The 23,255-nt window shown below is 65.3% G+C and carries 21 protein-coding genes; 18 read left to right on the forward strand and 3 right to left on the reverse strand.

Annotation, left to right across the window (positions count from 1 at the left end; genetic code table 11):
• The first annotated feature begins 299 nt into the window (after positions 1 to 299).
• Positions 300 to 1,949, forward strand: a complete 1,650-nt coding sequence (locus tag CT676_RS15225) for a glycosyltransferase family 39 protein (RefSeq protein WP_085402706.1) — start codon at positions 300 to 302, stop codon at positions 1,947 to 1,949.
• 176 nt (positions 1,950 to 2,125) lie between these two features.
• Positions 2,126 to 2,905, forward strand: a complete 780-nt coding sequence (locus CT676_RS15230; protein WP_028153549.1) for a class II aldolase/adducin family protein — start codon at positions 2,126 to 2,128, stop codon at positions 2,903 to 2,905.
• 323 nt (positions 2,906 to 3,228) lie between these two features.
• Here CT676_RS15230 and CT676_RS15235 read toward each other — a convergent pair whose 3' ends face one another.
• From CT676_RS15235 to CT676_RS15245, 3 genes are all read right to left on the reverse strand, one after another.
• Positions 3,229 to 4,623, reverse strand: a complete 1,395-nt coding sequence (locus tag CT676_RS15235) for a M20/M25/M40 family metallo-hydrolase (RefSeq protein WP_085402705.1) — start codon at positions 4,621 to 4,623, stop codon at positions 3,229 to 3,231.
• A 24-nt stretch (positions 4,624 to 4,647) separates the two neighbouring features.
• Positions 4,648 to 5,976 carry a glycosyltransferase family 87 protein gene (locus CT676_RS15240; protein ID WP_167768053.1) on the reverse strand — a complete coding sequence of 443 codons (1,329 nt, stop codon included), beginning with the start codon at positions 5,974 to 5,976 and terminating at the stop codon, positions 4,648 to 4,650.
• A gap of 189 nt (positions 5,977 to 6,165) precedes the next feature.
• Entirely contained in the window at positions 6,166 to 7,791 is a 1,626-nt protein-coding gene (locus tag CT676_RS15245; RefSeq protein WP_085402703.1) for a helicase HerA-like domain-containing protein, read from the reverse strand.
• A 348-nt stretch (positions 7,792 to 8,139) separates the two neighbouring features.
• On the opposite strand from CT676_RS15245, the gene CT676_RS15250 reads away from it, so the two are divergent.
• The 16 genes from CT676_RS15250 to CT676_RS15330 all read left to right on the forward strand — a co-directional run bounded on the left by CT676_RS15250 (position 8,140) and on the right by CT676_RS15330 (position 23,244).
• Entirely contained in the window at positions 8,140 to 8,505 is a 366-nt protein-coding gene (locus tag CT676_RS15250) for a hypothetical protein (RefSeq protein ID WP_063984593.1), read from the forward strand.
• A 24-nt stretch (positions 8,506 to 8,529) separates the two neighbouring features.
• Positions 8,530 to 8,937, forward strand: coding sequence for a DUF4332 domain-containing protein (locus CT676_RS15255; RefSeq protein WP_071915663.1), 408 nt, complete (start codon positions 8,530 to 8,532; stop codon positions 8,935 to 8,937).
• A gap of 231 nt (positions 8,938 to 9,168) precedes the next feature.
• A complete protein-coding gene (gene folP / locus CT676_RS15260; protein WP_135214856.1) occupies positions 9,169 to 10,029 on the forward strand; it encodes a dihydropteroate synthase in 861 nt (286 codons plus the stop codon).
• Positions 10,026 to 10,394 carry a dihydroneopterin aldolase gene (gene folB, locus CT676_RS15265; RefSeq protein WP_008553485.1) on the forward strand — a complete coding sequence of 123 codons (369 nt, stop codon included), beginning with the start codon at positions 10,026 to 10,028 and terminating at the stop codon, positions 10,392 to 10,394. The genes folP and folB overlap by 4 nt, the downstream gene beginning before the upstream one ends.
• 1 nt (position 10,395) lies before the next feature.
• A complete protein-coding gene (folK, locus tag CT676_RS15270) occupies positions 10,396 to 10,887 on the forward strand; it encodes a 2-amino-4-hydroxy-6-hydroxymethyldihydropteridine diphosphokinase (protein WP_085402701.1) in 492 nt (163 codons plus the stop codon).
• Positions 10,888 to 10,968: 81 nt separating this feature from the next.
• On the forward strand, positions 10,969 to 12,840 hold the full coding sequence (locus tag CT676_RS15275; protein ID WP_085402700.1) for a methylmalonyl-CoA mutase family protein: 1,872 nt from the start codon (positions 10,969 to 10,971) through the stop codon (positions 12,838 to 12,840).
• On the forward strand, positions 12,837 to 13,301 hold the full coding sequence (locus CT676_RS15280) for a GFA family protein (protein ID WP_085402699.1): 465 nt from the start codon (positions 12,837 to 12,839) through the stop codon (positions 13,299 to 13,301). Before CT676_RS15275 ends, CT676_RS15280 begins: the two co-directional genes overlap by 4 nt.
• Positions 13,302 to 13,325: 24 nt before the next feature.
• Positions 13,326 to 15,482 carry a methylmalonyl-CoA mutase gene (gene scpA / locus CT676_RS15285; RefSeq protein ID WP_085402784.1) on the forward strand — a complete coding sequence of 719 codons (2,157 nt, stop codon included), beginning with the start codon at positions 13,326 to 13,328 and terminating at the stop codon, positions 15,480 to 15,482.
• Between the two features lie 37 nt (positions 15,483 to 15,519).
• Positions 15,520 to 15,816 carry a nucleotidyltransferase domain-containing protein gene (locus tag CT676_RS15290; protein WP_085402698.1) on the forward strand — a complete coding sequence of 99 codons (297 nt, stop codon included), beginning with the start codon at positions 15,520 to 15,522 and terminating at the stop codon, positions 15,814 to 15,816.
• 32 nt (positions 15,817 to 15,848) lie between these two features.
• A complete protein-coding gene (locus CT676_RS15295) occupies positions 15,849 to 16,622 on the forward strand; it encodes an RsiV family protein (protein WP_085402697.1) in 774 nt (257 codons plus the stop codon).
• Positions 16,623 to 16,753: 131 nt separating this feature from the next.
• Positions 16,754 to 17,746 (forward strand): tripartite tricarboxylate transporter substrate binding protein, encoded by a 993-nt coding sequence (locus CT676_RS15300; protein ID WP_028146998.1) that lies wholly within the window; start codon positions 16,754 to 16,756, stop codon positions 17,744 to 17,746.
• Positions 17,747 to 17,937: 191 nt separating this feature from the next.
• Positions 17,938 to 18,432 carry a tripartite tricarboxylate transporter TctB family protein gene (locus tag CT676_RS15310; RefSeq protein ID WP_039151132.1) on the forward strand — a complete coding sequence of 165 codons (495 nt, stop codon included), beginning with the start codon at positions 17,938 to 17,940 and terminating at the stop codon, positions 18,430 to 18,432.
• Between the two features lie 4 nt (positions 18,433 to 18,436).
• Positions 18,437 to 19,948: a tripartite tricarboxylate transporter permease gene (locus CT676_RS15315; RefSeq protein WP_135214858.1), complete on the forward strand. Its 1,512-nt coding sequence runs from the start codon at positions 18,437 to 18,439 to the stop codon at positions 19,946 to 19,948.
• 51 nt (positions 19,949 to 19,999) lie between these two features.
• Positions 20,000 to 20,989: a methylmalonyl Co-A mutase-associated GTPase MeaB gene (gene meaB, locus CT676_RS15320; RefSeq protein ID WP_085403859.1), complete on the forward strand. Its 990-nt coding sequence runs from the start codon at positions 20,000 to 20,002 to the stop codon at positions 20,987 to 20,989.
• Positions 20,986 to 21,642, forward strand: a complete 657-nt coding sequence (locus tag CT676_RS15325) for a pyroglutamyl-peptidase I (protein WP_085403860.1) — start codon at positions 20,986 to 20,988, stop codon at positions 21,640 to 21,642. The genes meaB and CT676_RS15325 overlap by 4 nt, the downstream gene beginning before the upstream one ends.
• 231 nt (positions 21,643 to 21,873) lie before the next feature.
• Entirely contained in the window at positions 21,874 to 23,244 is a 1,371-nt protein-coding gene (locus CT676_RS15330; protein ID WP_063984604.1) for a TIGR03808 family TAT-translocated repetitive protein, read from the forward strand.
• Positions 23,245 to 23,255: the final 11 nt, after the last annotated feature.

Genomic DNA, 23,255 nt, shown 5'->3' on the forward strand with positions numbered 1-23,255 from the left:
GGTCGCGCAGCCGTGCGCGACACCCGTTGCGCCACGATACCGTCATACGGTGTTCCACGCCAACGGCGAATTAGAGCCTGCGTTCCTAAAGGGAAGGATATCAGGGACTTATTCACATTCCCTTCAGCTACGGCCCGCTACTTCTAACTTGCTCTCAACTGTCTGGATTTGCTGCGTCGCATCAGGATTTTAGCCATAATGCCCAATTACTTGGTAATGGAACTGCGCTATAGGGATTCCGGGGAAGTGGCCCGCGGGCACCAGCAGGGCCAAGAGGGGATTCCGGGTCACCAATAGCCATGACATCCATCACGACTTCGGCGATCGACACGCCTCTGCGGCGCTCGGTTGAACGGACTTGCGACGATCTCGCCATGCTGGTGCTGGCTGCGGTCGCCGTCATTGCAGGCTTGACCTTCCGCGACTACGGGCTCGGCTGGGACGATTACACCCACGCTGAATATGCCGACCTGCTGCTGCGCATGTTCGGTTCCGGCTTCAGGGACACCGCGGCGCTCTCCTTCGCGAATCTCTACATGTATGGCGGCGGCTTCGACATGGTCGCGGCTCTCCTGCACAAGGTCATTCCGCTCGAGCTGTTCGAGACGCGACGCCTGCTCGGCGCCACGGTCGGCGTGATCGGGCTTGCGGTGACGTGGCGGCTCGGCCGCCGCATCGGCGGGCCCCTTGCCGGTCTTGCCGCACTCCTGCTGCTCGCGCTCTGCCCGATCTTCTATGGCCACATGTTCATGAACCCGAAGGATGCGCCCTTCGCGGTGGCCATGATCATCCTGATGCTGGGCCTCGTCCGCCTCGCCGAGGAATATCCGCAGCCGTCGCCGCGCACGATCCTGATTGTCGGCCTGGGTGCCGGCCTCTCGCTCGGCTGCCGCGTCCTCGGCGGCCTCGCGCTGGTCTACGCCATGATCGGCTTCATGCCGCTGTTCCTGGAGGAGCTGCGCACCGAAGGCGCCCGCGAAGCAGCCCGCCGCTTCGCCCATGTCGTCTACGTGCTGCTGCCCGGCCTCGTGTTCGGCTATCTCGTGATGGGCCTGATCTGGCCGTGGTCGATCATGGAGCCCGGCAATCCCTTCGAGGCCCTGACCTATTTCTCGCATTTCTTCGAGAAGCCCTGGAAGGAGATGTTCGACGGCGCGATTGTGTCCGTGCCCGACATGCCCTGGTCCTATCTGCCGACGCTGTTCGCGCTGCAGCTTCCCGAGGTCATGCTGGTGCTGATGGGCGGCGCCGTGGTCAGCACCTTCGCGATGCTGCCGCGCCGCGAGGTTCCGGCGCGCCGCAAGACCATCCTCCTGATGCTGACGCTGGCGGCGACCCTGCCGCTCGCGATCGCGATGGTGAAGCGGCCGGCGCTGTACAACGGCATCCGCCACTTCGTCTTCGTGATCCCGCCGATGGCGGTGCTCGGCGGCGTCGCCTTTGCCTGGGCCATGGAGCGCCTGCGCACCAACCACCGCACCTGGCAGCCCGTCGTGCTCGCGACCTTCTGCTTCGGCCTCGCGCTCTCGCTGGCCGAGATGATCCGGCTGCATCCCTATCAGTACACGCACTTCAACCACATCGCCGGCACCGTGCGCGGCGCCGACGACCGCTTCATGCTGGACTATTGGGGCCTTGCGCTGAAGCAGGCCTCGGACGAATTGCGCGAGCAGATCGTCGAGCGGCAGGAAGTGGCGCCGGGCAACCGCAAATGGAAGGTCGCGGTGTGCGGTCCGCAGCGCCCGGCCCAGGTCGCGCTCGGGCCCGACTTCACCATCGGCTGGGATTCCAACGCGGCCGATTTCGCGATGACGCTCGGCGAGTTCTACTGCAAGGGCCTCACTGCGCCCGTGATGGTCGAGATCAAGCGCGACGACGTGGTGTTCGCCCGCGTCTACGACATCCGCGGCCGCAGCATTTCCAGCCTGCTGTCGATCCCGGCGCCGTAAAATTCTTCTCCCTTGTAGCCCGGATGGAGCGAAGCGAAATCCGGGGACAGCGGCCCCCGCATTACGTTGCGCTCCATGCGGGCTACGCGTGGCTGCTGCGATTTGACCGCCTTGCCGCCAGCCTCACCCGCGACTACGCTCCCTCCCCGCAACAACGATGTTCGGAGAGATAAGCCATGTCGCCAGCGGAAGCGCGCCTGAAGGAAGTGCCGTCGAACATGACGGAGGCGGAGTGGCAGCAACGGGTCAATCTCGCCGCCTGCTACCGCCTCGTCTCGCTGTATGGCTGGGACGATCTGGTCGACACCCACATTTCGGCGCGCGTGCCCGGCCCCGACCATCACTTCCTCATCAACCCCTACGGGCTGATGTTCGACGAGATCACGGCATCGAGCCTCGTCAAGGTCGACCTGCACGGCAACCAGCTCTCCGAGAGCGAGTACAGCATCAACCCGGCCGGCTTCACCATCCATTCGGCGATCCACGAGGTGCGCGAGGACGCAATCTGCGTGCTGCATCTCCACACGCTCGACGGCACCGCGGTGTCGAGCAGCGCGGAAGGGCTGCTGCCGCTCAACCAGACCGCCCAGCTCGTCACCCACGACCTCGCCTATCACGACTATGAGGGCATCGCACTCGACCACGACGAGCGGCCGCGGCTGCAGAAGGACCTCGGCGACCACAACCACATGCTGCTGCGTAACCACGGCACGCTGACGGTCGGCCGCTCGGTCGCCTCCGCGTTCGAGCGCATGTACCACCTCGAGCGCGCCTGCTCGATGCAGGTGCGCACGCGCGCGCTGGGCACGCCGGTCTATCCGGTCGAGGAGATTGCGATCGAGAAGAACACCGAGCTGCTCGCCAACCGCGACCGCGCCGAGCTGCGCGCCACCAACCTGGTCTGGCCGCCGCTGCTGCGCAAGCTCGACCGCGAGCTGCCGGGCTACCGGTCTTGAGATTTTCTGGATTTCGTGTAGGGTAGGTCTCAACACCCTCTACACGTTTCGGAATGAAACGCCGCCCAATTCCGGGCGGCGTTTTTATTTGGCCCCGCCGTCATTGCGAGGAGCGAAGCGACGAAGCAATCCAGACTGTGCCCGTGGAGGGATTCTGGGTTGCTTCGCTACGCTCGCAATGACGAGGAGAGAGTCTTCGTAGGGTCGGCAAAGCGACTTGTCCGCCGTAGCTCGAAGAGCGAAGGCGGAAGCGTGCCCACCTCTTCCATCGCGATCGCGGAGAGATGGTGGGCACCGCCTTTGCCCACCCTACGGCACCGCGCCTATTTCACGTCCGCGAGCGCCGCGAGGATCCGCGCCCAGGAGCGGATACCCTTCTGGAAACTGCGGAGGTCGTATTTCTCGTTCGGCGAATGGATGTTGTCGTCGTCCAATCCGAAGCCGACCAGCAGCGAGTCGAGCCCAAGCGTCCGCTTGAAATCGGCGACGATCGGGATCGAGGCGCCCGAGCCCATCAGCACGGTCTCCTTGCCCCACTCCTCGGTCAGCGCCTTGCTGGCGGCCGCGAGCGGTTTCATGTTCCAGTCGAGCGCCACCGCGGGCGCGGCGGAGTGATCGCCGAACTCGACCTTGCAGTCGCCGGGGATACGCGCCGTCACGTAGTCGCGAAAAGCCTTGCGGATCTTCTGGGGGTCCTGCCCTTCGACCAGGCGGAACGAGACCTTGGCCGAGGCATGCGACGGGATCACCGTCTTGGAGCCTTCGCCGATATAGCCGCCCCAGATGCCGTTGACGTCGCAGGTCGGACGCGAGGAGGCCTGCTCGATCAGCAGCCGGCCCTTCTCGCCGGCGGGGATCGACAGACCGATCGGCTTGAGGAACATCTCCGGCGTGAGGTTGAGCTTCTTCCACTGCTCCAGGATATCAGGCGGCAGATCCTTCACGCCGTCATAGAAGCCGGGGATGGTGATGCGGTTGTCGTCGTCGAACAGGCCGCCCAGGATTTTCGTCAGCACCCGGATCGGGTTCATCGCGCTGCCGCCGAACACGCCGGAATGCAGATCGCGATTGGCGGCGGTGATCTTCAGCTCTTCATAGAGCAGGCCGCGCAGCGACGTCGTGATCGCGGGCGTGTTGCGGTCCCACATGCCGGTGTCGCAGACCAGCACGTAGTCCGCTTTGAATTCGTCCTTGTTGGCCTCGATGAAAGGGACAAAGTTCTTCGAGCCGACCTCCTCCTCGCCTTCGATCAGGAAGGTGATGTCGATCGGCAGCGAGCCCGTCACTTTCTTCCAGGCGCGACAGGCCTCGACGAAGGTCATGACCTGGCCCTTGTCGTCCTCGGCGCCGCGCGCGACGATGATCTTGCGGCCGTCGGCATGGTCGGTGACGACAGGCTCGAACGGCGGACGGTGCCAGAGATCGAGCGGATCGACCGGCTGCACGTCGTAATGGCCGTAGAAAATCACATGCGGCCGTCCGCCCGCCCCGGTCTTGCCGACGATGGCGGGATGGCCGGCGGTCGGGCGGACTTCAGTGGCGACACCGAGGCTCGCGATGTCCTTGGCGAGATGCTCGGCCGCAGCCTTGCAGTCGGCGGCAAAGGCCGGATCCGCAGAGATCGACTTGATCCGCAACAGCGAGAACAGACGCTCCAGGCTGTTGTCGAAATCCTTGTCAATGTGATCGAGCACCGATTGAAGCTGCGCATTGGCCATGGTCGTATTCCTGACTTGTGAGTCTCAAGAGGTACCGGGTTTTAGCGCCGCCGCCGCCTCGGAGCCAGCCGCAACCGGCGGATGCCGGATGTGCCATGCGAGGCTACCTGCAAGAATGGCGGTCGCGACAAGGTTATTGCCCCAGGCCTGGATGACATTGGGAAACCACGGCAGCGACAGCAGCATGAGGATGCCGGCAGCGCCCAGCGCGAGCCAGGTTCCCAGCCGCACGCTCGGTCGCGCGTCGAAAGCGGCGCGATGCATCAGCACCGTCATCGGGAAGAACAGCCACATGAAGTAGTATTGCCGCGCCAGCGGCGATGCCACCGTCATCAGGCAGAACAGGATGCCGAGCTCCTCCGCATCCGAGCGCGCCGTTCGCCGCGCTTGCGACGGCATCACCGCGAGGAAGCCGAGCCCGAGCAACGCCGACAACGCCAGCACGATCAAGTTCGCCGTCTTGTAGTCGACGTCGATGACATTCATCGTGCGCGGTGACTTGCTGGGATCTTCCTGATTGTAGTTGATCGGCCGGACCAGACGGTGCGTGACGGCAATGAGGGACTGGTTGACCCACGACCAGTTCTGCTCGTCGCGCTGGCCAAAGCCCTTTTCCGAGCTCGTGCCGACCATGCCCTGGTACCAGGTCTTGAGCTCGGCCGCGTTGCGCTCGAAGCCGCGGATCGGTGCCGGCACGACATAAAGAAGGATGCCGGTGAAAGCGACCGTCGCGACGGTGGCCGCCCACTTCCTGCGCCAGATCAGATAGGGCAGCACCGCGATCGGAAACACCTTGATGGCGGTAGCGAGCGCGAACAGGAAGCCCGCGAGCCAGGACCGCTGACGCTGCAACAACCAGAAGCCCCACAGCATCATCGCCAGCAGGACGAGGTTCGGCTGGCCGAGGTCGAACATGTCGAACACGAAGGTCACGGTGACGATGGCCGGCAGCGCTTCGAGCCACGGGCCGGGCCTGCGGCCCGATCCCGTCATGGCATTGGAGAAGTTGCCCGTGTACCACCATGCCACCACGTTCAGGATCGACAGCACGACATAGAGCGGGATCTTGCCGAACCAGCTCGGGATCGCCAGCAGGATCGCCGGCAGCGGTGGATAAATGAATTCGAAATACTCGCCGATCTCGTCGGGATAGAGCGATCCACCGTGCAGCACCTGCTGCCCGGCCCAGTACCACAGCCCATAATCCTTGGTCTTGCCGTGGCCGAAGATCTCGGGAACGAGCACGTCGGCGGTCAGGAGGACGCAGCAGAACAGGAAGAGCAGATCGAGCGGCGCGCGCAGCGACAAGGCTCTGTGCGGGCCGAGTTTGTCTGATAGATTCGGTGATGTCACATTATGTCCCGTCGGAAACAAATAGCACGTAGCAGACCGACGGACGCTTGGAGAACCCCCCTCACCTGAATTTATGGTGTTCGGCCTCGCCCGGCGTGCGGGGCAATCGCATCCAAATACTCGCGAGATTTCGTCATGCCCGGGCTTGACGCAGTGGAGGCTTTAGTGCCTCAAATCCGGCTTCCCTGCCTACCTTCGCAGCAGCCCGCCGAGCGCGCCTCGCACCAGGGTGCGGCCGATCGAGCCACCGAGCTGGCCGGCGACCGACTTGCCGAGATTGGCCGCCATCCCCCCGATCACCTGGTTGGTGACCGATCGCGTCACGTCGCGCGCAATGACCTGGCCCGCCGACAGGCGGCCGCGCTTGACGTTGGTGCCGAAGATGGTGCCGACCATCGAGCCGATCTGGCCGAGGATGCCGCCGCCACCTCCGTCGGCCGCACCGGCATCGGCAGTCGCAGCCGTGCCGGCAATCCGCTTCTGGATCATCTCGTAGGCGGATTCGGCATCGACAGCGGTGTCGTATTTGCCCTTCACCGGGCTCGCATCCATGATCGCCTTGCGCTCTTCCGGCGTGATCGATCCGATGCGGGCCGATGGCGGCCGGATCATGACACGCTCGACCATCGTCGGCGTGCCGTTGCCTTCGAGGAAGGACACCAGCGCCTCGCCCTTGCCGAGCTCCATGATCACCTTGGCGGTGTCGAGCTTCGGGTTGGGCCGGAAGGTCTGGGCCGCGGCGGCGACCGCCTTCTGGTCGCGCGGGGTGAAGGCACGCAGCGCATGCTGGACACGGTTGCCCAATTGCCCGAGCACACGGTCGGGCACGTCGACGGGGTTTTGCGTCACGAAATAGACGCCGACGCCCTTGGATCGGATCAAACGCACCACCTGCTCGATCTTGTCCATCAGCGCCTTCGGCGCGTCGTTGAACAACAGATGTGCCTCGTCGAAGAAGAACACCAGCTTCGGCTTCGGCAGGTCGCCGGCCTCGGGCAGCTCCTCGAACAATTCTGACAGCATCCACAGCAGGAATGTCGCGTAAAGCCGTGGACTCTGCAGCAGCTTGTCGGCAACAAGGATGTTGACCATGCCGCGGCCGTCGCGGTCGGTCTTCAGGAAGTCCTTCAGCGTCAGCGCCGGCTCGCCGAAGAATTTGGTGCCGCCCTGGTTTTCCAGCACCAGAAGCTGGCGCTGGATGGTGCCGACGGTGGCCTTGGTGACGTTGCCAAAACCCTGAGCCTCCTTCTTGATGTCGGCAAGCGGGCCTTCCTCGGCGTCCGCCCCCTTCTTGCCGGCATCCGGCACGATGGCATCGAGCAGCGCGCGCAGATCCTTCATGTCGATGAGGGTCAGCCCGTTGTCGTCGGCGACGCGGAAGGCGACGTTGAGCACGCCTTCCTGCACGTCGTTCAGGTCGAGCATGCGCGCAAGCAGAAGCGGCCCCATCTCCGTGACGGTCGCCCGCACCGGATGGCCCTGTTCGCCGAACACGTCCCAGAACACTGTCGAGAACTGGTCGGGCTGGAACGTCAGCCCCATCTCGGTGGCACGCTTGACAATGAAATCCCTGGCCTCGCCGACCTCGGAGATGCCGGAGAGGTCGCCTTTGATGTCGGATGCGAAGACCGGAACGCCGGCGCGCGCAAATCCTTCCGCCATGACTTGCAGCGATACCGTCTTACCGGTCCCGGTTGCACCCGTGACGAGGCCGTGGCGATTGGCAAGCGCCAGCGTCAGCCATGCCTGCTCGTCTCCCTTGCCGACGAAGATCTTGTCGTCGGTGTCGCCGAGCTTGCTGTCCTGTGCGGTCATGCTTCTCTCTGATCTCTCTGCCGTGTTTCGCCTATTGAAACTCGAATGCACCTGCTCCGTAGTTTAACGCATGTCGCGTGCGGATTAAAACCGTTCAACGCGCCCCGAGCATGCGACATTGTCGGAAACATACCGCCGACATCAGCCGAAAGTAGGAATGACGCGTTCGCACCGCGGCAATTTTTCGCTGAATCCATCTCCGCTCTTGCATCGTTGCAACACTTTTCGCGCCTTCGAGAGTGAATCGGAACCTTGCGTACGTTCATCGCTTGTATTTCACATCGCTCCGGATCAAGATCATTTCGGAAGCAATACTCGGGCATGCAAACCGGCTGAGGGGCGGGCCTTATGGACGAGCTGATCGGGCGGCTGGCGTCGAACGCCAGCATAGATGGTGCTGTGGCTGAAAAGACCGTCGGCATTATCCTGGGCTTCCTCCGCAGCGAAGGTCCTTCCGAGAACGTCGAAGCGCTGATCGATCAGATTCCCGGTGCAGAAGCGGCGATAGAAGCGTCCAGGAGCGGCGGCGGACTGTCGCGGCTGATGGGCGGCGGCCTGATGGCCGTCGGCACGCGCCTGATGGGCCTGGGACTTGGCATGTCCGAGATTCAGAACGTTGCCCGTGAACTTTTCCGCTACGGCCGAGACAAAATCGGAGCGGATCAGATGGGCAAGATCATCGCGGGGACGCCGGGCCTCAGCCAGTTCGCCTGAGCGACGCTTTTCATATCGAGTATCATGACATATCCGATCTCCGAGATTGAGGGCCTGCCAGCCTTTGCCGCCAACAAATTGAAGGCGCAAGGAATCCGCACGACCGACGCGCTGCTCGAGGCGGCCTCGACCGTGAAGGGTCGCAAGGCGCTCGCCGCCAAGACCGGCATCAGCGAGCAGCAGTTGCTGGAATGGGCCAACGTCTCCGACTACATGCGCATTCCCGGGATGGGCCGGGCCAAGGTCGGCCTCGTCCGCGCCGCCGGCGTCACCACCGTGCGCGAGCTCGCCTATCGGAATCCGGCACGGCTGGCCCAGAGCATGCGGGAAGCCAACGTGAAGAAGAAGCTCGTCCGCATCCTGCCCTCGGAAAAATCGGTCGGCGACATCATCGCCAAGGCGAAGAAGCTGCCGCCGAAGATTACGTATTAGGGCATCTCCCTCGGCATACGACCTGCCGCGTTAGCTCTCGGTGTCATACCCCGCGAAGGCGGGGTATCCAGTACGCAGCGGCTCCTCCATATCACCGCACGGCCTCGGAATACTGGATTGCCCGCTTTCGCGGGCGATGACAGCGGAGGCGATCGATGCTCCGCGAACACATCGACATTCGCCCCCAATCCCACCTTGAATCCCCCCTCCCCGACCGCTAAAGCGGGCCGCATGAATGCCTCGCCCTCCCCATCCGTCCCGCCGGCCGGCTCGGCCGGGCCCGACGTGCTGCGGACGCTGCTGGAGCGGCCGATTCCGGCAGTGATGGGCGTGCTCAACGTCACCCCGGATTCCTTCTCCGATGGCGGTGAGTTCATCGCGCCCGAGCTGGCGCTTGCGCGGGTGCGGGCGATGATCGAGGCCGGCGTCGACATCATCGACATCGGTGCCGAGTCCACCCGGCCCTACACGGGCGCCCGGCCGGTGACGGCGGCGGACGAGCTGGCCCGGCTGAAGCCGGTGCTGTCAGGCGTGGTGGCGTTGGGCGTTCCCGTGTCGATCGACAGCATGAAGGCTGAGGTGGTGGCCTTTGCGCTCGACCAGGGCGCTGCGATCGCCAACGACGTCTGGGGCCTGCAGCGCGACACTGGCATGGCACAGCTTATCGCCGCGCGCGGCGTCCCCGTCATCGTCATGCACAACCGCGAGGCCGTCGATTCCGCCATCGACATCGTCGCGGACATGAAAGCGTTCTTCCTGCGCTCGCTCGATATCGCCGCCAAGGCCGGCATCGCGCGCGACAAGATTGTGCTCGATCCCGGCATCGGCTTCGGCAAGACGGCCGAGCAGAGCATGACCGCGCTGGCGCGGCTGCGCGAATTCGACACGTTCGGCCTGCCGATCCTGGTCGGCGCTTCGCGCAAGCGCTTCATCGCCTCGGTGTCGCCCTCGGAGCCGAAGGAACGGCTCGCCGGCTCGATCGCCGCGCATCTGATCGCCGCACAGCGCGGCGCCAAGATCATCCGCACCCATGACGTCGCCGAGACCTTGCAGGCCCTGCGGGTCGCGAATGCAATCGAGAGCAAGCAATGACCGATACGATCTTCGTCACCGGCCTGTCGATCCACGCCCGCCACGGCGTGATGGATCACGAGACCGAAGTCGGCCAGCGCTTCGTCATCGATCTCGAGCTCTATACCGATTTGTCGGAGCCGTCGCGTAGCGACCGGCTCGCCGACACCGTGTCCTACGCCGAAGTCGTGGCGACCACGACGGCGGCGTTCAAGAATACAAATTACAAGCTGCTGGAGCGAGCGGCCGGCGCGGTCGCCGATGCCATCCTGTCGCACTTCCCGCGCATCCGCGCCGTGAAGATCACCGTGCACAAGCCGCATGCGCCGATCGCCGCAATCTTCGACGACGTCGGCATCATGCTGACGCGCTCGCGGCATCCGTAAGATGGCGAGCGTGCTGATCGCACTCGGCGGCAATGTCGGCGATGTCCGCGCGACGTTCCGGAAGGCGATCTCGCACATCTGCGGCATGGCGCAAGCTGCGCTGATCGCGCGCTCCTCGGACTATGCGACGCCGCCCTGGGGTGACGAGGACCAGGATCCCTTCATCAATGCCTGCGTCGAGATCGAAACCAGCCTCGATCCGCATGCGCTCTTGTTCGTGATGCATAAGGTCGAGCAGAAATTCGGCCGCACACGGAACAAGGAGAGGCAATGGGGCCCGCGCACGCTCGATCTCGACATGATCGCCTATGACGATGTCAGCTTGCAGAAACCCGACCTGACCTTGCCGCATCCGCGCTTGTTCGAGCGCGCCTTCGTGCTGGTGCCGCTGGCCGAAATCGCGCCCGACCGCGTGATCTCAGGCATTCGTGTGCGTGACGGGCTTGCCAGCGCCTCGACGCAAGGCATTGAGCGGCTTCCGGATACCGGTTAACCAAAAACAACCGTTTGCAGCGACGGCCGGCCGTGGCAATTTCGCCCGCGAACAACAAGATTTTTGGGAGCCCTTGGCCGTATGACCTCCGTGACTGACGACCTGCCGCTGGCGGCGGATTTCCCCAAGGCCACGGTCAACGACTGGCGCAAGCTGGTCGACGGCGTGCTGAAGGGCGCGCCGTTCGAGAAGCTGGTCGGCAAGACTTATGACGGCCTCAAGATCGACCCTCTCTATCCGCGCGCCCGGGGCGTTGCGCCCGTGGTGGGACGGCCTGCCGCCGCGCCGTGGCAGATCATGCAGCGGATCGACCATCCCGATGCGGCGCTCGCGAATGCGCAGGCGCTGACCGATCTCGAAAATGGCGCGACGGGGCTCGCGCTGGTGTTCGCCGGCGGCAGTGGCGCTCACGGGTTCGGGCTGGAACCTTCGGCCGATGCGGTCGCCAAGGTTTTCAAGGATATTCATCTCGATGCCGGCATCGGCATCGAGCTCCAGATCGGTCCGCAATCGCGGATGGCGGCGATCCATGTCGCGGAATATGTGAAGAGCAACGGCCTCGATCCCGCCGCCTGCAACATCCGCTTCGGGCTCGATCCGCTTGCGGCCGGCGCGGTGTGGGGTCACAGCCCCTACACATGGGACGAGATCGTTCCGGCCGTCACTGGCGCCATCAAGGGGCTCGCCGCGCTCGGCTTCAAGGGACCGTTCGCGTCCGCCGACGGGCGCGTGATCCACGATGCTGGCGGCTCCGAGGTGCAGGAGCTCGCGTTCGTGCTGGCCTGCGGCGTCGCCTATCTGCGCGCGATCGAGGGCGCCGGCGTTCCACTGGAGCAGGCGCAGGACATGATCTATGCGCGGCTCTCTGCGGATGCCGACCAGTTTTTGACCATGGCAAAATTCCGCGCACTGCGGCTGCTGTGGGCGCGCATCGAGACGGCGTGCGGGCTGACGCCGAAGCCGCTGTTCATTGCCGCCGATACGGCCTGGCGCATGCTGACCCAGCGTGACCCTTACGTGAACATGCTGCGCGCGACCATCGCGACATTCGCGGCCGGGCTCGCCGGCGCCAATGCGATCACCGTGCTGCCGCATACGCTGGCGCTCGGGCTACCTGATCCATTCGCGCGGCGCGTGGCGCGCAATACGCAAGCCCTGCTTCTGGAAGAAAGCAACCTCGCCAAGGTCAGCGATCCCGCCGCCGGCGCGGGCGGCATCGAGACATTGACGGCGCAGCTTTGCGACGCCGCCTGGGCGCTGTTCCAGGACAGCGAGAAAGCCGGCGGCGCCTTCGCCGCGCTTCAGCAAGGCCTGTTCCAAAGCAAGGTCGCGGCCGCGCGAAAGGCCCGCGACGCCAACATCGCAAAGCGCCGCGACGTGCTGACAGGCGCCAGCGAGTTTCCCAACCTGCATGAGCGCGAGACGGCGGTGCTGACGGCGACGCCGGTCAAGCTCGCTCCCTACGGCGAGCAGAAATACAAGTTCGATGCGCTGCCGCCGATCCGGCTGGCGGAACCGTTCGAGGCGTTGCGCGACAAATCCGATGCGGCGCTGAAGGCGCGCGGTGCGCGGCCAAAGGTGTTTCTGGCCAATCTCGGCACGCCCGCCGATTTCACGGCGCGGGCGACCTTTGCCAAGAGCTTGTTCGAGGCCGGCGGCATCCAGGCCGTCGACAGCGAGGGCTTTGCCGATCCGGCCAAATTGGCCGCCGCATTCAAGGCCTCCGGCGCCGAGCTCGCCTGTCTTTGTTCCAGCGACAAGGTCTATCCGGAACACGCCGACGCCGCGGCGAAGGCCCTGCAAACGGCGGGCGCGCGACATATCTATCTGGCAGGCCGTCCGACCGATGCCGAGGCGGCACTCCGTGCGGCCGGCGTCACGGGTTTTGTCTTCGCCGGAGGCGATGCGCTTGCGACACTGCAAGACGCCTACCGACGGATGGAGCAGGCATGAGCGAGGCGGGCAAACCAGTTTTCACCGGCGGTTGCCAATGCGGCGCGGTGCGCTTTGCGATTTCGGCAACCCCCAACAGGGTTTCGATCTGCCATTGCCGTATGTGCCAGAAGGCGAGCGGCGCGCCGTTCGCGTCCTTCGCCGACATCAACCGGACGGACTTCGCCTGGAGCAAGGGGCAGCCGGCGTTCTTCCGCTCCTCCTCGATCGCTGATCGCGGCTATTGCGCCGCCTGCGGCACGCCGCTGAGCTTTGGCCGCATCGACGGCGACCGGATCGAGATCATGACCGGCGCCTTTGACCGCCCCGACCAGCTGGTGCCGACGCGCCAATACGGATCCGAATCCCGGCTCGGCTGGGTGGTCGGAATCTCCAATTTGCCGAGCCAGACCACGCAACAGAATTACGGACCGGAGAAGATGGCGACCATCGTCAGCCATCAGCATCCGGATCATGATTGAGCGTCTAATGATATGGTTGAAACCATGAGCCGCATTCCTGATTTCGCCGACGTCGCCTTCGAGCGCATCGCTACCGCCGCGCCGTCAGGCAGCGCCGAGCCGTGGCTGACGCCCGAGGGCATTCTGGTGAAGCCCGCCTATGGCGAGGCCGATCTCGCCGGGCTCGATTTCCTCGAGACCTATCCGGGCATCGCGCCGTACCTGCGCGGCCCCTACCCGACCATGTATGTCAATCAGCCCTGGACCGTCCGGCAATATGCCGGCTTCTCCACGGCGGAGGATTCCAACGCATTCTACCGCCGCAACCTCGCGGCCGGACAGAAGGGCCTCTCGGTCGCCTTCGACCTCGCCACCCATCGCGGCTATGACAGCGACCATCCGCGCGTCGGCGGCGACGTCGGCATGGCCGGTGTTGCCATCGATTCCATCTACGACATGCGCACGCTGTTCGCAGGCATTCCGCTCGACCAGATGAGCGTGTCGATGACCATGAACGGCGCGGTGCTGCCGATCCTCGCGCTCTATGTCGCCGCCGCCGGCGAACAGGGCGTGCCGCCGGAAAAGCTCTCGGGCACCATTCAGAACGACATTCTGAAAGAGTTCATGGTGCGCAACACCTATATCTATCCGCCCGCGCCCTCGATGCGGATCATTTCGGACATCTTCGCCTATACCTCCACGAAGATGCCGAAATACAATTCGATCTCGATCTCCGGCTATCACATGCAGGAGGCCGGCGCGACGCAGGACCTCGAGCTCGCCTATACGCTCGCCGACGGCGTCGAATATCTGCGCGCCGGTCTTGCCGCGGGCCTCGACGTCGACCGCTTCGCGCCGCGCCTGTCGTTCTTCTGGGCGATCGGCATGAACTTCTTCATGGAAGTCGCCAAGATGCGCGCCGCGCGCCTGCTCTGGGCGAAGCTGCTGAAGCCCTTTAACCCGAAAGACCCGCGCTCGCTGTCGCTGCGCACGCATTGCCAGACTTCGGGCTGGTCTTTGACCGCACAGGACGTGTTCAACAATGTGATGCGCACGACGGTGGAGGCGATGGCGGCCACCCAGGGCCACACCCAGTCGCTGCACACCAACGCGCTCGACGAGGCCTTAGCGCTGCCGACCGACTTCTCGGCCCGCATCGCCCGCAACACCCAGCTGTTCCTGCAGCAGGAGAGCGGCACCACCCGCATCATCGATCCCTGGGGCGGCTCGTATTATGTCGAGCGGCTGACGCGCGACCTCGCGGCGAAGGCCTGGAGCCACATCCAGGAGGTCGAGGAGCTCGGCGGCATGGCCAAGGCGATCGAGGCCGGCGTGCCCAAGCTGCGCATCGAGGAGGCCTCGGCCAAGACGCAAGCCCGGATCGATGCCGGCAAGCAGGCGGTGATCGGCGTCAACAAGTACAAGCCGACGGATGAGGCTCCCATCGACATCCTCAAGGTCGACAACACCAATGTCCGCCGCCTCCAGATCGACAAGCTGACGCGGCTGAAATCCGAGCGCAACCAGACCGACGTCGACGCGGCGCTTGCCGCGCTGACGCGCTCGGCCGGCGAAGGCAACGGCAATCTGCTCGCGCTCGCGATCGACGCAGCACGGGCGAAGGCGACCGTCGGCGAAATCTCGGACGCGATGGAAAAGGTGTTCGGCCGGCACCGCGCCGAGATCAGGTCCATCACCGGCGTCTACAAGCGGGAGGCGTCCAGCATGGGTAACCAGGTCGAGAAGGTTCAGGCGCTGATCGACGCCTTCGAGGAGGCGGAAGGCCGCCGGCCGCGCATCCTGGTCGCCAAGATCGGCCAGGATGGCCACGACCGCGGCCAGAAGGTGATTGCCTCGGCCTTCGCCGACATCGGCTTCGACGTCGACATCGGGCCGCTGTTTGCAACTGCCGATGAAGCTGCGCGGCAGGCGGTCGAGAACGACGTGCACATCCTCGGCGTCTCCTCGCTCGCCGCCGCCCATCTCACCGCAGTGCCTGAACTCAAGGCCGCGCTGAAGAAACAGGGCCGCGACGACATCATGATCATCATCGGCGGCGTGGTGCCGCCGCAGGATTACGACGCGCTCTATGCGGCCGGCGCCGAAGCCATCTTCCCGCCGGGCACGGTGATCGCGGAAGCCGCCGAGGAGCTGATCCGCAAGCTGAATGCCCGGCTCGGGCATAGCGAGGCGGCGGAGTAGATGGTACGCTGGCCGTATCACCGGCCGGATTGTCTCCATGACACGTGATGAGGTCATCGCTGCGATACGCCAGAACGCTGATGCCATCAAAGCCAAGGGCGTCTCGAAGCTCGCCATCCTCGGCACGCGGGACGGCGACGATTATCACCCGCACAGCGACATCGATGTCCTGGTCGAGGTCGAACCGGAGGCCTCTTTCTCGCTGCTCAACCTGATCGACGTCGAGCAGATCATCGAGGATGCGACCGGCTTGCAGGCGCAGGCGACTGTCCGGCGCTCCGCCTCCCCCCACTCTGCGCAGCAGATCGCAGACCACATCCTCGAAATATTCTGACGCTCACGTAAGGAGCACTCCCATTGAAGTTCATGATCGGTTTGAGCGTCGCCATGGCGCTTAGCGCAACGTGCGTGATCTCCGCCCTCGCCGCGGACCCCAAGCCCGACGCCATCATCAAGACCAAGAGCATCGACGCCCGCGTCTTCCTCGACGACAGGATCAAGGCGGATGCGGCGCTCGCGGCGGATTGCCTGGCCGAAGGCAGGAAGTGGCTCGACAAGAACGCGGCCGAGGCCGCCGCCTCGCGCAAGGAAGATCCGCAGTTCTTCAAGGACGGCGGCTGGGATTTCGAGCGCAAATATGCGATCCGCTCCGTTGTTGCAGATCGCTATGTCAGCGTCCTGCGCAACGACTACATGGACACTCATGGCGCCCATCCCAACTCGGACGTGAACACGATCCTGTGGGACAAGAGCGAGGGCAAGCGCATCTCGATCCGCCCGTTCTTCACCGAGACCACCGACAACGGGGCAACTATGAAGGCGATGGTGAAGGCCGTGATCGCTTCGCTGAGAGTCGAGAAGAAGAAGCGCGACACCAGCGAGACCGCGACCGACGAGTGGTTCAAGAGCGTCGAGCCGAGCCTGCTCAAGATCGGCGCGGTGACGCTCGCGCCGTCAACCGAAACGGGCAAGAGTTCCGGGCTCACCTTCCACTATCCGCCTTACGCGGTCGGCCCCTACGCCGAGGGCGAATATGTCGCCTTCGTGACGTGGGAAACGCTGAAGACCTATCTCACGGCGGAAGGCATGCGTATCTTCGGCGGTGCGCGACCGAAGGGCGACGCGGCGGAGCCGCAGTGATGATGTTTTGAGCAGCGACACATTGCTCACAACGCTGTGGTAGCGCTACCTTGCAGCGGCGCCGCAAAGCCGACTAGAATGCCTTCATTGACAAGAGCGCCCGGTGTCACGGGCGCCGCTGGGAGGCATTGATGTCCAAGATTTCGCGCCGCACTTTTGCGGCCTCTTCCGCCGCGATTGCCGCATCCGCCGCATTCGGTCTCACACCCGCACGCGCACAGGCGTATCCGGCCCGGCCGGTCACCGTGATCGTGCCCTGGGGCGCCGGTGGCGGCACCGACGCGACTGCGCGCATTGTCGCAGCCCTCCTGGAAAAGGATCTCGGCCAGCCCTTCAACGTCGTCAACCGCACCGGCGGTTCAGGCGTGGTCGGCCATAGCGCGATCGCGACCGCGCAGCCGGACGGCTACACGATCGGCATGCTCACCGTCGAAATCTCGATGATGCACTGGCAGGGCCTCACCGAGCTGACGCCGAAGAGCTACACGCCGCTGGCGCTGATGAACGAGGACCCGCCCGGCATCCAGGTCTCCTCCTCCTCGCCCTACAAGACCGTCAAGGAGCTCGCCGAAGCCATCAAGGCGGCGCCTCCCGGCAAGTTCAAGGCGTCGGGCACCGGTCAGGGCGGCATCTGGCATCTCGCGCTGGTCGGCTGGATGCAGGCGATGGGCCTGCCCGCCAACCAGGTCGCCTGGGTGCCGTCGAATGGCGCTGCGCCCGCGATGCAGGATCTCGCCGCCGGCGGCCTCGACCTCACGACGTGCTCGGTGCCGGAGGCGCGCGCCATCATCGAGGCGGGCAAGGCAAGGAGCCTTGCCATCATGGCGCCGGCGCGCAACCCGATCTTCAAGGACGTGCCGACGCTGAAGGAGGCGATGGGCATCGACTACGCAACCGGCGCCTGGCGCGGCATCGGCGCACCGAAGAACCTGCCGCCGGAGATCGCAACGAAGCTCACCGCAGCGCTGAAGAAGGTCTACGACTCCGCCGAGTTCAAGGACTTCATGAGCAACCGCGGCTTCGGTACGGTGTGGGGCGATGCCGGTCAGTTCGCAAGCTTCATGGACAAGGGCGACGCCCAGATGGGCGAGGCGATGAAGGCCGCCGGCCTGAGCAAGGCGTGATCCGGACCTGCGATGCTCTGATCGCCTCCCCCCGCTTGCGGGGAGAGGCCGGAATTCGCGCGAAGCGCGGGTTTCGGGTGAGGGGGACTCTCTACGAGTCCAATTCTCACCTCCCCCGCGGAGAGCCCCCCTCACCCCAACCCTCTCCCCGCGCGCGGGGAGAGGGAGAATACCTCGCATAGGATTCTCACATGCGTCTTCCCGACTCCGTCACGGGATCGTTTCTCGTCGTGCTCGGCGCGGCGGCTGCCTATGGCGGCTGGATCCTGCCGCCGGTGCCGGGGCAGCCGGTCGGCCCCAACGTATTTCCGCTCGTGATCGGCATCGGGCTCGCGCTGTGCGGGCTCGCGATCGTGTTCGGCATCGGCCATTCCTTCGAGGAGGAGGAAGAGCTGGTCCCGCTCGAGGACGGCCAGGTGGCGGCCGCACCGCCGCCGCAGGGCAAGCTCTACGGCCTGCGCGCCCTGCTGCCGCCGGCGCTGCTGCTGTTCTACGTCGCCGCCGCCGACCGGCTCGGCTTCATCATCACCGCGGCGATCATGGTCTACGTCACCTCGACCGCGCTCGGGGCGAAGTGGAAGCTGGCACTGCCGCTCGCGGCGCTGTCGCCGTTCGCCATCCACCTCATCTTCGGCAAGCTGCTGCGCGTGCCGCTCCCCGCTGGCCTGTTGCCGACGCCCTGGTGATCCCATGCTCAAGACCCTCATTGAAGCATTCGCGCTGATCTCCACCTGGGAGGTCATCATCGCGATGTTCGCAGCCTCCGTGTACGGCCTCGTCATCGGTTCGCTGCCGGGCCTGTCGGCGACGATGGCGACCGCCCTGCTCGTCCCCGTCACCTTCTACCTCTCGCCGATCGCGGCGATCTCAACCATTGTCGCAGCCTCCTCGATGGCGATCTTCTCGGGCGACATCCCCGGCGCGCTGCTGCGCATTCCCGGCACCCCCGCCTCGGCAGCCTATGCCGACGAGGCCTACGCCATGACGCGCAAGGGCCAGGCTGAGCTGGCGCTGGGGGCCGGCGTCTGGTTCTCCGCCGTCGGCGGCATTGCCGGTGTGCTGTCGCTGATGATCCTGGCGCCGCCGCTCGCCGAGATCGCGCTCTCGTTCTCGACCTTCGAATATTTCTGGCTGGCGCTGCTCGGCCTGATGTGCGCCACTTTGGTTGCGCGCTCCTCGCCGGTGAAGGCGATCGCGGGCATGTTCCTCGGCTTGCTGGTGTCCTGCATCGGTATCGAGAATCCGGGCGGCGTGCCGCGCTTCACCTTCGGCATCACCGATTTGTTCGGCGGCATCGAGCCGATCCCGGCGCTGGTCGGCGTGTTCGCGGTGGCGCAGGTGATGCGCGCGATGCTGACGCCCGAGCCGCCGCCGCTGCCGCGGCGAAAATTCGGAAGCATCATGGCCGGCCAGTGGAAGCTGACCAAGAAATATCACTGGCAGATGACGCGTGGAAACATCATCGGCATCATCATCGGCGTGCTGCCCGGCGCCGGCGCCGACATGGCCGCCTGGGTCTCCTATGCGATGTCGAAACGCTTCTCCGAGGAGCCGGAGAAATTCGGCACCGGCCACGTCGAGGGCCTGGTCGAGGCCGGCGCGAGCAACAATGCCAGCATCGCCTCGGGCTGGGTGCCCTCGCTGCTGTTCGGCATCCCCGGCGACACCATCGCCGCGATCGCGATCGGCGTGCTCTACATGAAGGGCCTCAATCCCGGCCCGACGCTGTTCACCGAGAAGGCGTCGAGCATGTACGCGATCTATCTGATGTTCATCATCGCGAACATCCTGATGATCCCGCTCGGCATCGCCATGATCCGGATCGCCGCCTACATCCTGCTGGCACCGCGCTCCGCCATCATGCCGATCATCATGCTGTGCTGTGCGGTCGGCTCATTCGCGATCGGCAACAACATGTTCGGCGTCGTCACCGTCGCCGCCTTCGGCATCATCGGCTATGTCATGGAGGCGAACGGCTATCCGGTGGCCGCGATGGTGCTCGGCATCGTCATGGGCACCATGGTCGAGCAGGCTTTCGTGACCTCGCTGATCAAGTCGGACGGCAGCATCCTGCCGTTCTTCGAGCGGCCCGTCGCGGCGATCCTCGCCGCCATGGCGATCGGCGCGCTGCTCTGGCCGGTGCTGGTGTGGGTCTGGCGCAAGGTGAAGCCGGTGCAGACAGCGGCGGCAACGACTCGGTGATATCGGGCGAGCGGCCCTCGCCTGCCCCGCCGGGGCGTTGTAAAGCAGGGCATGACTGAGAAGAAGGCCTCGCTGGACATCAAAACCCTCGCCCGCGACTTGCGCTCCGGCAGTCGCGCAGCCCTCGCCCGCGCGATCACGCTGGTGGAAAGCCGGCGCGGCGACCATCAGGCGCTGGCGCGCGAGCTGGTGCAGATGCTGCTGCCCGACACCGGCAAGGCGGTTCGCGTCGGCATCACCGGCTCGCCCGGCGTCGGCAAGTCCACCACCATCGACGTGCTCGGGACGTATCTCATCGAGCAGGGAAACAAGGTCGCGGTACTCGCGGTCGATCCGTCCTCGGCGCGCAGCGGCGGCTCGATCCTCGGCGACAAGACGCGGATGGCGCGGCTGTCGGCCTCCAATGACGCCTTCATCCGTCCCTCGCCATCGTCAGGCACGCTCGGCGGCGTCGCCGCCAAGACGCGCGAGGCCATGCTGTTGTGCGAGGCCGCCGGCTTCGACGTCGTGCTGGTCGAGACCGTCGGCATCGGCCAGTCCGAGACCGCAGTTTGTGACATGACCGACTTCTTCCTCGCGCTGATGCTGCCGGGCGGCGGCGACGAGCTGCAAGGCATTAAGAAGGGCCTGGTCGAGCTCGCCGACATGATCGCGATCAACAAGGCCGACGGCGACAATCTCAAGCGCGCCAACATCACCGCCGCCGACTATCGCGGCGCGCTGCATATTTTGGCGCCGCGATCCGAGCATTGGCACCCGCCGGTCGAGACCTATTCGGCGCTGACCGGCGACGGGATCGCAAAACTCTGGCAGAAGGTTCTGGATCACCGCAAGGCGATGAACGCGTCCGGTGATTTCGCCGCACGGCGGCGCGAGCAGCAGGTGAAATGGATGTGGTCGATGCTGGAGCAGCGCATGCTGGCGCGGCTGCGCAGCGAGGCGTCGGTGCGGACCAAGGTCAGGAAGATCGAGGCTGAGGTGGCCGAAGGCCATCTCACGCCGGCACTCGCCGCCGAGCAGATTCTGGAGTTGCTGCAATGAGCGAAAAGCTCCGCATTCTCCTCACCGGCTTCGGACCGTTTCCCGGCGCGCCCTATAACCCGACCCAGCCACTGGTGGCGCGGCTGGCGCAATTGCGCCGTCCGGCGCTCGACGATGTCGCGCTCGCGAGCCACATCTTCCCGGTCACCTATGCCGCGGTCGACCGGCAATTGCCTGATGTGCTCGCGAAGGAACAGCCCGACGCGCTGCTGATGTTCGGCCTCGCCTCGCGTACGCCTTACCTCCGCATCGAGACCCGCGCACGCAATGCCGTCACCATGCTCTGGCCCGATGCCGCCAACACCCGCTCCAGCAAGCGCGGGATCGCCGGCCATGCGGACGCGATGACGTTCGGTCCGCACACGGCAAGACTGCTGCGCGCCGCGCGCCTCACCGGCATCGACGCGCGCGCCTCGCGCGATGCCGGCGCCTATCTCTGCAACTATCTCAGCTGGCGCGCGATCGAGAATGTGAGGGCGGGCGGACCGCAGCTTGCGGCGTTCATCCACATTCCCCTGCTCGCCCGCAGCGGCGCGGTGCGGCGCAAGGGCGCAGCCCGGATTACGCTGGAGGAGCTGGTGGACGCGGGGGAAGCGATGCTGATGGAGCTGGTGGGGCTGGCAAGGAAGCAGCGGAACACTCAGATTTCGTAGGGTGGCAAAGGCGCGTCGCGCCGTGCCCACCATACATCCGCATTCGTGTAACAATGGTGGGCACGCTTCCGCCTTCGCTCTTCGAGCTACGGCGGACAAGTCGCTTTGCCCACCCTACGGCACCGTCTTTGCGGTAAACATTTAACCCTACCGCGAACAATCCTCACCGCCCCAGCCACCCTGCGCTACCTAGTCGGTCGCGGACCTCCCGCGTCCGCCGAAGGATGCGTCATGGACCTCAATCGCCGTCATCTCATCGGAGCTTCGACCGCAGGCATCGCGGGCGCCCTCGCCATGCCGGCCGACGCCGCGCGCGCGGCGCCGCTGACGTCCCTGCTCGGCCGCGATGCCACGCAATACGGCGTGCGGCCCGGCAGCAGCGAGGACCAGACCCGCGTGCTCCAGCGCGCCATCGACGACGCTGCGCGGGCACAGATGCCGCTGGCGCTGCCACCCGGCATCTACCGCAGCGGATTGCTGCGGTTGCCGAATGGCGCCCAGCTGATCGGCGTGCGCGGCGCGACAAAAATCATCTTCACCGGCGGGGCCGCAGCGATCCAGAGCGACGGGTCGGACTCGATCGGCCTGACCGGCCTCATCTTCGACGGCGGCGGCATCCCGCTGCCGACGCGGCGCGGACTGATCCATGTCCTCGGCGGGCGTGACGTCCGCATCACCGATTGCGAGATCACCGGCTCCGGCGGCAGCGGCATCTGGCTCGAGCAGGTGTCCGGCGACATCTCGGGCAACATCTTCACCAACATCGCGGTGACGGCAGTCGTCTCGTTCGACGCCAAGGGCCTCAGCGTGTCCCGCAACACCATCATCGGCACCAACGACAACGGCATCGAGATCCTGCGCACCGCAATCGGCGACGACGGCACGCTGGTCACTGACAACCGCATCGAGGACATCAAGGCCGGCCCCGGCGGCTCGGGCCAGTACGGCAACGCCATCAACGCGTTTCGCGCCGGCAACGTGATCGTGCGCGGCAATCGCATCAGGAACTGCGATTACTCGGCGGTGCGCGGCAATTCGGCGTCGAACATCCACATATCAGGCAACAGCGTCAGCGACGTGCGCGAGGTCGCGCTCTATTCGGAGTTCGCGTTCGAGGCCGCGATGATCGCCAACAACACGGTCGATGGTGCCGCCGTCGGCGTCTCGGTCTGCAATTTCAACGAAGGCGGCCGCATCGCGGTGGTCCAGGGCAACATCATCCGCAATCTGATCCCGAAGCGGCCGATCGGCACCGCCCCCGACGACGATGCCGGTGTGGGCATCTACATCGAGGCTGACAGCTCCGTGACCGGCAATGTGATCGAGAACGCGCCGTCCTATGGCATCGTCGCCGGCTGGGGCAAATATCTGCGCGACGTCGCGATCACGGGCAATGTGATCCGCAAGGCGCTGGCCGGCGTCGGCGTCTCCGTGGTGTCCGGCGCAGGCACCGCGCTCGTCAACAACAACATGATCTCGGAAACCCCGCGCGGCGCCGTGGTTGGGCTCGATCACGCCCGTGCAGTGACGTCGGATCTGTCGGCCGACGGCGCACAGCGCTTTGCGCAGCTGGTGGTCGGCGGCAATGCGGTGCGGCGGTAGCTGCCGCCCTC

The organism is Bradyrhizobium sp. MOS001 (assembly GCF_004634465.1).
Lineage (GTDB): Bacteria > Pseudomonadota > Alphaproteobacteria > Rhizobiales > Xanthobacteraceae > Bradyrhizobium > Bradyrhizobium barranii.